At 51.8% G+C, this 13,573-nt stretch carries 16 protein-coding genes and 5 pseudogenes; 17 read left to right on the top strand and 4 right to left on the bottom strand.

Annotated features, from left to right (window positions below):
• Window positions 1-49: 49 nt before the first annotated feature.
• Together Q3O12_RS10155 and Q3O12_RS10150 are read right to left on the bottom strand one after the other, a co-directional pair.
• Entirely contained in the window at window positions 50-763 is a 714-nt protein-coding gene (locus Q3O12_RS10155) for an SAM-dependent methyltransferase (RefSeq protein ID WP_301670309.1), read from the bottom strand.
• A 58-nt stretch (window positions 764-821) separates the two neighbouring features.
• Window positions 822-1,412, bottom strand: coding sequence for a Maf family protein (locus Q3O12_RS10150; protein WP_115178343.1), 591 nt, complete (start codon window positions 1,410-1,412; stop codon window positions 822-824).
• Between the two features lie 146 nt (window positions 1,413-1,558).
• On the opposite strand from Q3O12_RS10150, the gene Q3O12_RS10145 reads away from it, so the two are divergent.
• From Q3O12_RS10145 to Q3O12_RS10115, 7 genes and pseudogenes are all read left to right on the top strand, one after another.
• The gene (locus Q3O12_RS10145; RefSeq protein WP_013449529.1) at window positions 1,559-2,062 is read left to right on the top strand and encodes a YceD family protein; all 504 of its coding nucleotides are present in this window, start codon (window positions 1,559-1,561) and stop codon (window positions 2,060-2,062) included.
• A gap of 33 nt (window positions 2,063-2,095) precedes the next feature.
• The gene (rpmF, locus tag Q3O12_RS10140) at window positions 2,096-2,275 is read left to right on the top strand and encodes a 50S ribosomal protein L32 (RefSeq protein ID WP_003708384.1); all 180 of its coding nucleotides are present in this window, start codon (window positions 2,096-2,098) and stop codon (window positions 2,273-2,275) included.
• A gap of 173 nt (window positions 2,276-2,448) precedes the next feature.
• Window positions 2,449-2,976 (top strand): phosphoribosyltransferase, encoded by a 528-nt coding sequence (locus tag Q3O12_RS10135; protein WP_003712662.1) that lies wholly within the window; start codon window positions 2,449-2,451, stop codon window positions 2,974-2,976.
• A 100-nt stretch (window positions 2,977-3,076) separates the two neighbouring features.
• Window positions 3,077-4,132: a phosphate acyltransferase PlsX gene (plsX, locus tag Q3O12_RS10130; RefSeq protein ID WP_301670306.1), complete on the top strand. Its 1,056-nt coding sequence runs from the start codon at window positions 3,077-3,079 to the stop codon at window positions 4,130-4,132.
• A gap of 13 nt (window positions 4,133-4,145) precedes the next feature.
• A complete protein-coding gene (locus Q3O12_RS10125) occupies window positions 4,146-4,277 on the top strand; it encodes a hypothetical protein (RefSeq protein WP_003751048.1) in 132 nt (43 codons plus the stop codon).
• Complete coding sequence (locus Q3O12_RS10120; protein ID WP_003712665.1) at window positions 4,270-4,689, top strand: hypothetical protein; 420 nt, start codon at window positions 4,270-4,272, stop codon at window positions 4,687-4,689. The genes Q3O12_RS10125 and Q3O12_RS10120 overlap by 8 nt, the downstream gene beginning before the upstream one ends.
• 41 nt (window positions 4,690-4,730) lie before the next feature.
• Window positions 4,731-4,865: pseudogene (locus Q3O12_RS10115) on the top strand (MafI family immunity protein); the annotation flags it as partial.
• A 138-nt stretch (window positions 4,866-5,003) separates the two neighbouring features.
• On the opposite strand, the gene mafI reads toward Q3O12_RS10115, so the two are convergent.
• On the bottom strand, window positions 5,004-5,423 hold the full coding sequence (gene mafI, locus Q3O12_RS10110) for a protein MafI (RefSeq protein ID WP_002214231.1): 420 nt from the start codon (window positions 5,421-5,423) through the stop codon (window positions 5,004-5,006).
• 26 nt (window positions 5,424-5,449) lie between these two features.
• A pseudogene (locus Q3O12_RS10105) lies at window positions 5,450-5,632 on the bottom strand (EndoU domain-containing protein); the annotation flags it as partial.
• 3 nt (window positions 5,633-5,635) lie between these two features.
• Here Q3O12_RS10105 and Q3O12_RS10100 point away from each other — a divergent pair.
• The 10 genes and pseudogenes from Q3O12_RS10100 to fabG form a co-directional block, all read left to right on the top strand.
• Window positions 5,636-5,788: pseudogene (locus tag Q3O12_RS10100) on the top strand (MafI family immunity protein); the annotation flags it as partial.
• Between the two features lie 5 nt (window positions 5,789-5,793).
• Window positions 5,794-6,013, top strand: a pseudogene (locus Q3O12_RS10095) (DUF6911 family protein); the annotation flags it as partial.
• A 155-nt stretch (window positions 6,014-6,168) separates the two neighbouring features.
• Window positions 6,169-6,366: pseudogene (locus tag Q3O12_RS10085) on the top strand (DUF6911 family protein); the annotation flags it as partial.
• A 19-nt stretch (window positions 6,367-6,385) separates the two neighbouring features.
• Window positions 6,386-6,589: a hypothetical protein gene (locus Q3O12_RS10080; protein WP_301670305.1), complete on the top strand. Its 204-nt coding sequence runs from the start codon at window positions 6,386-6,388 to the stop codon at window positions 6,587-6,589.
• A 26-nt stretch (window positions 6,590-6,615) separates the two neighbouring features.
• On the top strand, window positions 6,616-7,578 hold the full coding sequence (locus Q3O12_RS10075; RefSeq protein ID WP_301670304.1) for a beta-ketoacyl-ACP synthase III: 963 nt from the start codon (window positions 6,616-6,618) through the stop codon (window positions 7,576-7,578).
• Window positions 7,579-7,623: 45 nt separating this feature from the next.
• A complete protein-coding gene (locus tag Q3O12_RS10070; RefSeq protein ID WP_301670303.1) occupies window positions 7,624-8,031 on the top strand; it encodes a DUF1294 domain-containing protein in 408 nt (135 codons plus the stop codon).
• 93 nt (window positions 8,032-8,124) lie between these two features.
• Complete coding sequence (gene fabD / locus Q3O12_RS10065) at window positions 8,125-9,051, top strand: ACP S-malonyltransferase (RefSeq protein ID WP_301670302.1); 927 nt, start codon at window positions 8,125-8,127, stop codon at window positions 9,049-9,051.
• A gap of 138 nt (window positions 9,052-9,189) precedes the next feature.
• Window positions 9,190-11,055: a lipid A export permease/ATP-binding protein MsbA gene (gene msbA, locus Q3O12_RS10060; protein WP_301670301.1), complete on the top strand. Its 1,866-nt coding sequence runs from the start codon at window positions 9,190-9,192 to the stop codon at window positions 11,053-11,055.
• Window positions 11,056-11,154: 99 nt separating this feature from the next.
• Window positions 11,155-12,720 (top strand): glutamine-hydrolyzing GMP synthase, encoded by a 1,566-nt coding sequence (gene guaA / locus Q3O12_RS10055; RefSeq protein ID WP_301670300.1) that lies wholly within the window; start codon window positions 11,155-11,157, stop codon window positions 12,718-12,720.
• 61 nt (window positions 12,721-12,781) lie between these two features.
• A complete protein-coding gene (gene fabG / locus Q3O12_RS10050) occupies window positions 12,782-13,528 on the top strand; it encodes a 3-oxoacyl-ACP reductase FabG (protein WP_301670299.1) in 747 nt (248 codons plus the stop codon).
• Window positions 13,529-13,573: the final 45 nt, after the last annotated feature.

Below are 13,573 nucleotides of genomic sequence, written 5' to 3'. Positions count from 1 at the left end.
CTGTTCAGACGGCATTTTTATTGTTCACCCCCTATCGGGGCGGAAATCTTCAACCCGCATACATCACAAAAATCGTCGGACGTTTTTTCAAATTCGGCATTTCTTTCCTTTTCCGCCACTGCGCGATTGTCCGACTGATGATTTCCTGTGTCGGCAAGGTCAAATCCGCAGCTACACACAAGCGCGTTTCAGAATGCAGGTTTTCCACCGCATCGGCAAGCAGCGCATCATTGCGGTAAGGCGTTTCAATAAAAATCTGCGTCTCGCCGCACTGCCGCGAACGTTGCTCCAAAGCCTTCAAACTCTGAATGCGTTCATTTTTTTCAGACGGCAGATAACCCTTAAACGCAAAGTTCTGCCCGTTCGCGCCCGAAGCCATCAGCGCCAGCAGCAGGCTGGACGGTCCGACCAAAGGCCGTACTTCAAAACCGTGTTTATGCGCCAACGCCACCAAATTCGCGCCCGGATCGGCAACGGCCGGGCAACCCGCCTCGCTGACAATGCCCATACTGCGCCCTTCTTGCAAAGGTTTCAGCAATTCCGGCAAAGTCTTCAAATCCGTGTGTTCATTCAGTGTTTGCAGATTCAGCTCGCGGATAGGCGTAGTCACGCCCAAATGTTTCAAATGCGCACGCGCCGTTTTTTCCGCTTCCACGACAAAATCCGTCAGCCCGACAACCGCCTGTTGTTCGTGCGGCAACAGGCACGGCGTGTCCGGCGCGCCCAAAGGCGTAGGAATCAAATACAAAACAGGAAACATCATTCCCTCACTCGTCAGTTAAAAATGCCGTCTGAACCCTTCAGACGGCATAAACGGGCAGTTACAAAACATCCACTCCCTCATTTTTCAAGAAATCGACCAGACGGAAAACCGGCAAACCGATTAAAGCATTCGGATCGCTGCTTTCAATCCGTTCGATCAACAATGCACCCAAATCCTCGCTCTTCAACGCACACGAGCAATAAACCGCATCAGGCTCGCGCTCCAAATAGCGGAGGATGTGCAGCTCGTCCAACTGCCTCATCACGACCACAGTCTTATCGATATGCCGCTGCATCGTGCCCGTAACCGTATTCAACAGCACGACCGCGCTGTAAAACTCAATCTCCCTGCCGCTCAAATGCATCAGCATCTTTTGCGCGTTGGCAAGGTTCATCGGCTTGCCCCACTGCCTGCCGTCGCACCACGCCACCTGGTCCGCCCCGATAATCAAGGACTCCGGAAAACGTCCGATTAATGATTGCGCTTTACCTTCGGCAAGGCGCAATGCCGTCTGAGGGGCAGACTCCCCCAGCATCGGCGTTTCGTCAAAATCGGGGGATGCCGCCTGAAAGGCGATGCCGAGCCTTTCCATCTGTTCGCGGCGGAAAACCGAACTCGTACCCAAAATCAAAGGCAGCTTCAAACCCATCCCATCCTCCTTACCGTTGAAAACACGCCCGAAGGGGCGGTAAAATCCGCACATAAGCCGAAACTCGGACACCCCCTCCGGCACACCGTAACATTTTTCTTAAAAATATTGACGTTAGAACATCTAAATTATATCATACCCCGTTTATGTCAGACCCTAATTTGATTGACCCGAAAGTTTTCGCCGCCGAAGGGCGGAGCCTGCAAGGCGGCTTCCTGCTCGAAGAATTGGACGAACGCGTCAGTTCGCACGATTATCCCGCCGACAAACAGACACGCGTGTCGTTTACGCTGCAAGGCGGACGCGACCGGCTGCAACGCCTGTTCCTCGACTTGGGCGTCAAAGCCGATATGCCCCTGGTTTGCCAGCGGTGCATTGCGCCCCTGCCGTTCCGGCTCGACGAAACCGCCCGCATCGTCTTGTTTTCCGACGAGAAAGACTTGGATGAAGCGATGCTTGCCGATGAAGAATTGGAAGGTATGCTGCTCGAAAAAGAGCTTGACGTGCGGACCCTGGTCGAAGACCAAATCCTGATGTCGCTCCCCTTCTCCCCACGGCACGAAGACTGCGGCGGCAACGGGACACCGGAAAAAGCCGATCGGGACAAACCAAACCCCTTCGCTGTTTTGGCAGGTTTGAAAAGCAATTGATTAGGACACAGTTTATTTATCCAGGAGCTTGAAATGGCCGTTCAACAAAACAAAAAATCCCCTTCCAAACGCGGTATGCACCGTTCGCACGACGCGCTGACCGCGCCTTCCCTGTCCGTCGACGGCGCGACCGGCGAAGTACACCGCCCGCACCACATCTCCCCCAACGGTATGTACCGCGGCCGCAAAGTGGTCAAAGCCAAAGGCGAATAAGCCCTATCCGACTGACTGAAAAAGCCAGGACATTGCCACGCAATTACTGGCTTTTTTTGCATTGGGCGCGCTATCCGTCCAAACTTTCGCCATACGTCAATACACGGAATCGGACTGTTCCGTATAATGCCCGTATATTGAAATACATATCCAAAGACACCGAGGATACTCCGATGATACAGAAAATCTGGTACACCTACGACGACATCCACCGCGTCATCAAAGCATTGGCGGAAAAAATCCAGAACTCCGGCATCAAATACGATGCGATGATCGCCATCGGCGGCGGCGGCTTTATTCCGGCACGTATGCTGCGCTGTTTTCTGGAAATCCCGATTTACGCCGTTACCACCGCCTATTACGACAGCGACAACGAGGGACAGGTTACGGAAGAAGTCAAAAAAGTCCAATGGCTGGATCCCGTCCCCGAAGCCTTGCAGGGTAAAAATATATTGGTTGTCGACGAAGTGGACGACAGCCGCGTTACGATGGAATTTTGCCTGAACGAACTGCTCAAAGAAGATTTCGGCACTGTCGGCGTTGCCGTCCTGCACGAAAAAATCAAAGCCAAAGCCGGGAAAATCCCCGAAGGCATCCCCTACTTCAGCGGCATCACCGTGGAAGACTGGTGGATCAACTATCCGTGGGACGCAACCGACATCGACGAACACAACCGCCTTGCCGAAGCCGGTCGAGGCTGATCCTTTCAGACGGCATATTTTCCGAACCGATGCCGTCTGAAGCCAGCACGACCTCTGCCTCAGACCGAAAACCTGCCGGAAACACCTACCGGAGAACCCTATGATTACACTTGCCGTAGATGCTATGGGCGGCGACCAAGGACTTGCCGTCACCGCGCCCGGAGCAACCGCATTCCTCCAAGCACACCCCGATGTCCGCCTGATTATGACCGGCGACGAAGCGCAACTGCGCCAAGCCCTGAACGCGGCAGGTGCGCCGATGGGGCGCATCGACATCTGCCACACCACGCAAGTCGTCGGGATGGACGAAGCGCCGCAATCCGCCCTGAAAAACAAAAAAGACTCCTCTATGCGCGTCGCCGTCAACCAAGTCAAAGAAGGCAGGGCCCAAGCCGCCGTTTCCGCAGGCAACACCGGCGCACTGATGGCGACCGCGCGCTTCGTCCTCAAAACCATACCCGGCATCGAACGCCCCGCCATCGCCAAATTCCTCCCGTCCGACACCGACCACGTCACACTCGCGCTCGACCTCGGCGCAAACGTCGACTGCACCCCCGGACAGCTCGCCCAGTTCGCCATTGTCGGCAGCGAACTCTTCCACGCCCTCCATCCCCAAAAAGGGCGGCCCCGCGTCGGACTGATCAACGTCGGCACGGAAGACATCAAAGGCACGGACACCGTCAAACAAACCTACAAACTGCTGCAAAACAGCAAACTCAACTTTATCGGCAACATCGAAAGCAACGGCATCCTCTACGGCGAGGCAGATGTCGTCGTCGCCGACGGCTTTGTCGGCAACGTTATGCTCAAAACCATCGAAGGCGCGGTCAAATTTATGGGCGGCGCCATCCGCCGCGAATTCCAAAGCAACCTGTTCAACAAACTCGCCGCCGTTGCCGCCCTGCCCGCCCTCAAAGGTTTGAAAAACAAACTCGACCCGCGCAAATTCAACGGAGCCATCCTGCTCGGACTGCGCGGCATCGTGATTAAAAGCCACGGCGGCACAGACGAAACCGGTTTCCGCTACGCGCTCGAAGAAGCCTACCACGAAGCCAAGTCCGCCGGCCCTTCAAAACTCGAACAGGGCGTAGCCGAACAGCTCGCCGCACTCGAAGCTGCCAAAGCAGTCCAAAACGAAATCGCCGCCGACTTGTAAAGAAACACACCCTATGCCGTCTGAAAACCAACCGTTTCAGACGGCATCTGTCCACCTTACCGATCAAAACGCCCATCCAGTGCGAAAATATTCAAAACCAGGTAAGACGAAGATTTACTGGAAAATCAATAAAAATCATGAATAATAATATTTATAAAATCAAACCGTTACAATTCCCAAAAAATAACTGCAGATTTTATTTGGATAAGGTTTATGCTACTGAACAAGATGTGAATATTTCAGCATCCGATTGCAATAAGGAAGTGCACATTGAAATATTTATAGACTCCGTCATTCATTTCCAACTGACGGATGAATCTTATAAAGTAAAATTTTCAGAATATTTATTCCAAAACAGAGCAAAAAATCATTGTGATAAAAATCCTGCTACACCACATTATTTTTTTGAAATAATAGATGACAGTTATATGGACTGGTTGAAAAAAGAAAGTTTTGATTTCTTCGAAAAGGCATATTACAAGGCTTATGTCTTCTTTTTCAACGATTCTGTCATAGAAGTGATCAGCGCGGTAGAACCTGTATTTTATTCAAAATAACAAAAAGACCTGTCCTAAATATCGCCCGGAGTATTTGAAAAGTGAAGACATTAGAAAAACGGATGAAAGCTCTAGACAAACGGATTATGAAGTTCGGAAAATCCCTTGAAGGCAGGCTTGATGCCCGTCTGATTGAATCCGCATTGGATTATATTCATTTTCAAGGATTTTATCTAAATCAAATGCTTACTGCCATTCGTTTATGAGAACTTGTATTCAATACAAGTTCTAACATCTTAATCATGGCACAGCGTATAAGCGTGGATTTGCAGTCCAATCTATATCGCTGATTCTATTCATTAAGCTAATTATGCTTATTCCTCAATCACAGTCTCCACCACCGAATGAATACTTTTAGGCAATTGCAAAAAAGCATTCCAAGCAATTAAAGCAGTTTTAAAAGTATGCAGCGAACAGCTTAAATCAGGCCAGCCGTCTTCTTCATCAAATTCGTTGTGATAGAAAACTACTTTTTCAGCAGAAATATCCCAGCAAAAACCTTGTCCACCTCCTGAATAAACTTCATTGGGATTATTTTCTGCTTGATGGATAAATTCTAAATTTTCATCTATGTCTTTTTGTAGATAAAGGTCTCCTGTTAAAACATAAATAATATATTGATACACTGTTCCTCGTGTATTTATCTTTTGATTAGAAGAATTATCTAAAAACTGGCAGTAGTTAAATAATTCACCAGAACTAAACTGATCATAAAAACATTTTATTTTATACATTTAAAAACACCTTTTTAATCAATACTTCATTTACTATTATAAAGTGGATAAGCTGTTCGATTAGGTTCCGTAAATCCTTCTATTTCAACACCAGATTTACTTGTACCTCTCCATTTTTGACCTTCTAATTCCTTTCTTTTCTCCCAAGCCGAAGTAACTTCAGCCCTAATTCTAGCCTCATCCCAATCTTTTGGGAACATGGTGTGCTTGATTCGGAACGTTTTTTGGCTTTTGAAATCCTGTGTACTTATATCGAAGATTTCGATGTCCGGCTGACGGAACAAGAATCCCGGGAAATTTCTTTTATCAACAAGGAATTTGAGATAGAAAGCACGTCCGATTGGCGAATAAAACCAATGATTTGATAAGAATGAAAACATCGACGGTTGTTTTTGGCGGATTTTTTATGGCAGACAACGGGGAGCGAATCCAAATCCCCGTTTTGGAAAATCCTGACATTAGGGAAATCAATCGCTTTTTTTTCCATATCAAATTTTGAGAAAAAAGCCGGAGTCCTTGTTTTCAGAATTATTCCTGAGCCCAAATTTGGCAATACCGAATTAACTGTCTATTTTGAAAAAGGATATTATAGTGGATTGAATTTAAACCAGTACGGCGTTGCCTCGCCTTAGCTCAAAGAGAACGATTCTCTAAGGTGCTGAAGCACCAAGTGAATCGGTTCCGTACTATCTGTACTGTCTGCGGCTTCGTCGCCTTGTTCTGATTTAAATTTAATCCACTATATTTGCCAATGATTCAAACAATTTTAGAAGGCGAGGATATTGAAGTCAAAAACCTTAAAACGGAAAATTATAGTGGAAATACAATGGAAATTTGGGGAGATTCCTACCCTATTGAGCATATCTCTAAAAATATTTCTACAATTCAAAATATCATTTCTGAATTTATGATACAAAAACAAACACCAGCACCAATAATTTGATGGAAAACCAACAATCAAAATGCCGTCTGAAGCAGCTTGGGTTTTCAGACGGCATTTCCTTCGCTTAAAACAGCATATCGGCAACCCCGCCCCGCCCGTCCACGGCAATCTGTGTCTGAAAACCATCTGTATCCCAAACCACACCCCCATCCCGATTTCCGTCATTTGCACCCTGCCCGTATTGGGCAATCATCGGTTTTTCGCTTACAATAGCCGAATCTGAACCAACTCTCTAAAAAGGCCGTTCCCATGCAGTATGCCAAAATTTCCGGCACGGGCAGCTATCTTCCCGCCAACCGCGTCAGCAATGACGACCTTGCCCAAAAGGTAGATACCTCTGACGAGTGGATTACCGCGCGCACGGGCATTAAATTCCGCCATATTGCAGCCGAAAACGAGAAAACCAGCGATCTTGCAACCGAAGCGGCCCGCCGCGCCCTGGATGCTGCCGGATTGGACAGCGGCGAAATCGATTTGATTATTGTGGCAACGGCAACGCCGGATATGCAGTTTCCGTCTACTGCAACCATCGTGCAGCAAAAATTGGGCATAACCAACGGCTGCCCCGCCTTCGACGTTCAGGCGGTGTGTGCGGGCTTTATGTACGCGCTGACTACGGCAAACGCCTACATTCAAAGCGGCATGGCGAAAAACGCACTGGTCATCGGCGCGGAAACCTTCAGCCGCATTGTAGACTGGAACGACCGTACAACCTGCGTATTGTTCGGCGACGGTGCGGGTGCGGTGGTTTTAAGCGCGTCGGACAAACCGGGCATCATCCACGGCAAGCTGAAGGCAGACGGCAACTACCTGAACCTGCTCAATGCGCCCGGACAAATCGCCGAAGGAAAAATCTGCGGATCGCCTTATATCACTATGGACGGACCAAGCGTATTCAAATTCGCCGTCAAAATGCTGGCGAAAATTGCCGATGAAGTCATCAGCGAAGTCGGTTATACCGCCGAACAAATCGACTGGATTGTTCCCCATCAGGCAAACCGCCGCATCATCGAATCCACTGCGAAACATTTGGGGCTGAGCATGGACAAAGTGATCTTAACCGTCCAAGACCACGGCAACACGTCCGCCGCCTCGATTCCGCTGGCTTTGGATACGGGCATCCGCAGCGGACAAATCAAACGCGGTCAAAACCTGCTGCTCGAAGGCATCGGCGGCGGTTTCGCGTGGGGCGCGGTATTGATGGAATATTAACCTGATGCCGTCTGAAACAAGTTTTCAGACGGCATTTCCCATCCTATGAAGCAACTGTCTTTCCTCAAGCTGACAATATGCACAGCCTTTTTATCCGCTGTTTTCATATTATGTCCCCTATTGGGAGCGTATTACGCAATATTGTCCCTCTATACGTTTGCACTTTACGGCATAGACAAACGGCGTGCCGTACAGGGAAAGTACCGCATTCCCGAATACCGCCTGCTCCTGCCTGCCTTGTTCGGCGGTTGGACGGGCGCATACTTGGGCAGTAGGATATTCAGACATAAAACGGCGAAAAAGCGTTTTGTTGTACTGTTCCGTCTGACTGTTTCGGGTAATGTCCTGGCGACCCTCATCCTGATTTATAGTGGATTAAATTTAAACCAGTACGGCGTTGCCTCGCCTTGCCGTACTATTTGTACTGTCTGCGGCTTCGTCGCCTTGTCCTGATTTTTGTTAATCCACTATATTATTTTGTCCCGCCTGAATTTTTCGTAAAACTCGGGCAGAATACCTGATTATCCAACCAAACAAAGGAATACCATGTCTTTCGCATTCTTCTTCCCCGGACAAGGTTCTCAAAGCCTCGGCATGATGAACGGCTTTACAGGGCATGCCGTCGTCAAAAACACATTTGACGAAGCATCCGCCATATTGGGTCAAGACTTGTGGGCGATGATAAACGGCAGCGATGCCGAAATCATCGGACAAACCGTCAATACCCAACCCATCATGCTCGCCGCCGGCGTTGCCGTTTACCGCGCCTATTTGGAAGCGGGCGGCAAAACGCCTGTCGCCGTTGCCGGACACAGCCTCGGCGAATATACCGCGCTTGTCGCCGCCGGCGCATTGGATTTTGCAGACGCCATCAAACTCGTGCGCCTACGCGCCGAACTGATGCAATCCGCCGTACCGCAAGGCGTAGGCGCAATGGCGGCAATTTTGGGTTTGGAAGATGAACAGGTAAGGCAGATTTGCGCCGAATCCGCACAGGATGAAGTGGTCGAAGCCGTCAACTTCAACTCGCCCGGACAAGTCGTGATTGCAGGCAATGCCGCTGCCGTCGAGCGCGCCATGACCGTTGCCAAAGAAGCCGGTGCCAAACGCGCCCTGCCGCTGCCTGTATCCGTACCTTCCCATTGCAGCCTGATGAAACCCGCCGCCGACAAACTCGCTGAGGCCCTGAAATCGGTTGTAATCAAGCAGCCGCAAATCCGCGTCATCCACAATGCCGACGTTGCCACCTACGATGATGCCGACAAAATCAAAGACGCGCTCGTCCGCCAGCTTTACAGCCCCGTACGCTGGACGGAAACCGTCAACGCCCTCGTTTCAGACGGCATTGCCGAATCCGCCGAATGCGGCCCGGGCAAAGTGTTGGCAGGTTTGGCAAAACGCATCAACAAGGCCGCCGCGTGCAGCGCGCTGACTGATGCCGGACAGGTTGCCGCCTTTATCGAAGCGCACTGACTTCGTTCCGCAAAAAGCAGCCTGCCCTCTTCAGGCTGCTTTTCACGTCCGAACGGCAAACAGCCGCATATTTGCGCTATAATTGATGACGACCAAACCACCGACAGCGGCTGCCGTTGCAGTTCCCGCCCCACCGACATGATAGAAAAACTGACTTTCGGACTGTTTAAAAAAGAAGACGCGCGCAGCTTTATGCGCCTGATGGCATACGTCCGCCCCTACAAAATCCGCATCGTTGCCGCCCTGATTGCCATTTTCGGCGTTGCCGCCACCGAAAGCTACCTCGCCGCCTTCATCGCCCCCCTGATTAACCACGGCTTTTCCGCACCTGCCGCGCCGCCCGAGCTGTCTGCCGCCGCCGGCATCATTTCCACCCTGCAAAACTGGCGCGAACAGTTTACCTATATGGTTTGGGGGACGGAAAACAAAATCTGGACCGTCCCGCTCTTTCTCATCATCCTCGTCATCATCCGGGGCATCTGCCGCTTTACCAGCACCTATCTGATGACTTGGGTCTCCGTGATGACCATCAGCAAAATCCGCAAAGATATGTTTGCCAAAATGCTGACCCTTTCCTCCCGCTACCATCAGGAAACGCCGTCCGGCACCGTACTGATGAATATGCTCAACCTGACCGAACAGTCGGTCAGTAACGCCAGCGACATCTTCACCGTCCTCACGCGCGACACGATGATTGTTACCGGCCTAACCATCGTCCTGCTTTACCTCAACTGGCAGCTCAGCCTTATCGTCGTCCTGATGTTCCCCCTGCTCTCCCTGCTCTCGCGCTACTACCGCGACCGTCTAAAACACGTCATTTCCGACTCGCAAAAAAGCATAGGCACGATGAACAACGTGATTGCCGAAACCCATCAAGGACACCGCGTCGTCAAGCTGTTCAACGGGCAGGTGCAGGCGGCAAACCGGTTCGACGCGGTCAACCGCACCATCGTCCGCCTCAGCAAAAAAATCACGCAGGCAACGGCGGCACATTCCCCGTTCAGCGAACTGATTGCCTCGATCGCCCTCGCCGTCGTCATCTTCATCGCCCTGTGGCAAAGCCAAAACGGCTACACCACCATCGGCGAATTTATGGCATTCATCGTCGCGATGCTGCAAATGTACGCACCCATCAAAAGCCTTGCCAACATCAGCATCCCTATGCAGACGATGTTCCTCGCCGCCGACGGCGTATGTGCATTTCTCGACACCCCGCCCGAACAGGACAAAGGCACGCTCGCGCCGCAGCGTGTCGAAGGGCGCATCAGCTTCCGCAACGTCGATGTCGAATACCGTTCAGACGGCATCAAAGCCCTCGACGGCTTCAACCTCGACATCAGACAAGGCGAACGCGTCGCCCTGGTCGGACGTTCCGGCAGCGGCAAATCCACCGTCGTCAACCTGCTGCCCCGCTTTGTCGAACCGTCTGCCGGCAACATCTGCATAGACGGTATCGACATCGCCGACATCAAACTCGACTGCCTGCGCGCCCAATTCGCCCTCGTCTCCCAAGACGTATTCCTGTTTGACGACACCCTATTTGAAAACGTCCGATACAGCCGTCCCGACGCGGGCGAATCCGAAGTCCTGTCCGCCCTCCAAGCCGCCAACCTGCAAAGCCTGATTGACAGTTCCCCGCTCGGACTGCACCAGCCCATCGGATCAAACGGCAGCAACTTATCCGGCGGACAGCGGCAACGCGTCGCCATTGCCCGCGCCATTTTGAAAGACGCGCCGATATTATTATTGGACGAAGCCACCAGCGCATTGGACAACGAATCCGAACGCCTCGTCCAACAAGCGCTCGAACGCCTGATGGAAAACCGCACCGGCATCATCGTCGCCCACCGCCTGACCACCATCGAAGGGGCCGACCGCATCATCGTGATGGACGACGGCAAAATCATCGAACAAGGCACACACGAACAACTGATGTCCCAAAACGGCTACTACACGATGTTACGCAATATCTCAAACAAAGATGCTGCCGTCCGGACGGCATAAACAAAATGCCGTCTGAAATGGTACAATCACCCCGACCCCTTCAGACGGCATCATATCTGCCGACCCATCCGATTATCTTCAATCACCGTAAAACCCATTATGACCCAAGACAAAATCCTTATTCTCGACTTCGGCTCGCAAGTTACCCAGCTGATCGCCCGCCGCGTGCGCGAAGCCCACGTTTACTGCGAGCTGCATTCCTTCGATATGCCTTTGGACGAAATCAAAGCCTTCAACCCCAAAGGCATCATCCTTTCCGGCGGCCCTAATTCCGTTTACGAATCCGACTACCAAGCCGATACCGGTATCTTTGATTTGGGCATTCCGGTTTTGGGTATCTGCTACGGCATGCAGTTTATGGCGCACCACTTGGGCGGCGAAGTTACCCCGGGTAACCAACGTGAATTTGGTTATGCGCAAGTTAAAACCATCGACAGCGAGCTGACACGCGGCATTCAAGACGATGCGCCAAACACACTCGACGTATGGATGAGCCATGGCGATAAAGTTTCCAAACTGCCCGACGGTTTCGCCGTCATCGGCGACACCTCGTCCTGCCCGATTGCCATGATGGAAAACGCCGAAAAACAATTCTACGGCATCCAGTTCCACCCCGAAGTGACCCACACCAAACAAGGCCGCGCCCTGTTGAACCGCTTTGTCTTGGACATCTGCGGCGCGCAACCAGGCTGGACGATGCCCAACTACATCGAAGAAGCCGTTGCCAAAATCCGCGAACAAGTCGGCAGCGACGAAGTGATTTTGGGTTTGTCCGGCGGCGTGGACTCTTCCGTAGCCGCCGCGCTGATTCACCGCGCCATCGGCGACCAACTGACCTGCGTGTTCGTCGATCACGGGCTTTTGCGCCTGAACGAAGGCAAAATGGTGATGGATATGTTCGCCCGCAACTTGGGTGTGAAAGTGATTCACGTCGATGCCGAAGAGCAATTCATGGCGAAACTCGCCGACATAACCGACCCCGAGAAAAAACGCAAAATCATCGGTGCGGAATTTATCGAAGTATTTGATGCCGAAGAGAAAAAACTCACCAACGCCAAATGGCTGGCGCAAGGCACGATTTACCCCGACGTAATCGAATCCGCAGGCGCGAAAACCAAAAAAGCCCACGCCATCAAATCACACCACAACGTCGGCGGCCTGCCTGAAAACATGAAGCTCAAGCTGCTTGAGCCGTTGCGCGATTTGTTCAAAGACGAAGTGCGCGAATTGGGCGTTGCTTTGGGCTTGCCGCGCGAAATGGTGTACCGCCATCCGTTCCCCGGCCCCGGTTTGGGCGTACGCATCTTGGGCGAAGTGAAAAAAGAATACGCTGACTTGCTCCGTCAGGCAGACGATATTTTCATCCAAGAATTGCGCAACACCACCGATGAAAACGGCACGTCTTGGTACGATCTGACCAGCCAAGCCTTTGCCGTGTTCCTGCCCGTCAAATCCGTCGGCGTGATGGGCGACGGACGCACTTACGACTACGTTGTTGCCTTGCGTGCCGTCATCACCAACGACTTTATGACCGCGCATTGGGCGGAACTGCCGTATTCCTTGTTGGGCAAAGTGTCCAACCGCATCATCAACGAAGTCAAAGGCATCAACCGCGTGGTTTACGATGTGAGCGGCAAACCGCCTGCCACGATTGAATGGGAATAAACGGCCGACTGTGCTGTTCAATACGGCACAGTCCTTTGGTTATCGGAAAAAAGGAAAAAATATGAGCACACAAGATTTAAGCGGCAAAATCGCTTTGGTAACAGGCGCATCGCGCGGTATCGGTGCAGCGATTGCCGACACGCTGGCGGCGGCCGGCGCGAAAGTCATCGGTACGGCAACCGGCGAGAGCGGTGCGGCGGCGATTAGCGAGCGGTTGGTGCAATGGGGCGGCGAAGGCCGCGTATTAAATTCCGCCGAACCCGAAACCGTCGAAAGCCTGATTGCCGACATCGAAAAAACGTTCGGCAAACTCGACATTCTGGTCAACAATGCCGGCATCACCCGCGACAACCTCCTGATGCGTATGAAAGAAGAAGAGTGGGACGACATCATGCAGGTCAACCTAAAATCCGTCTTCCGCGCCTCCAAAGCCGTCTTGCGCGGTATGATGAAACAACGTTCCGGCCGCATCATCAACATCACCTCCGTCGTCGGCGTAATGGGCAATGCCGGGCAAACCAACTATGCCGCCGCAAAAGCGGGCTTAATCGGTTTTGCCAAATCTATGGCGCGCGAAGTCGGCAGCCGGGGCATTACCGTCAACTGCGTTGCCCCGGGCTTTATCGACACCGACATGACCCGCGCCCTGCCCGAAGAAACCCGCCAAACCTTTACCGCCCAAACCGCCTTGGGCAGATTCGGCGACGCGCAAGATATTGCCGATGCGGTTCTGTTCCTCGCTTCCGACCAAGCAAAATACATTACCGGTCAGACGCTGCACGTCAACGGCGGTATGCTGATGCCTTAACAGACAACTTTTTCAACCATGCCGTCTGAAGCCCTTTCAGACGGC

Source organism: Neisseria benedictiae, from assembly GCF_958267435.1.
In the GTDB taxonomy this organism is placed as follows: domain Bacteria; phylum Pseudomonadota; class Gammaproteobacteria; order Burkholderiales; family Neisseriaceae; genus Neisseria; species Neisseria bergeri.
The sequence above is the reverse complement of the archived record's forward strand: the minus strand, read 5'-3'. Positions and strand labels throughout refer to the sequence as shown.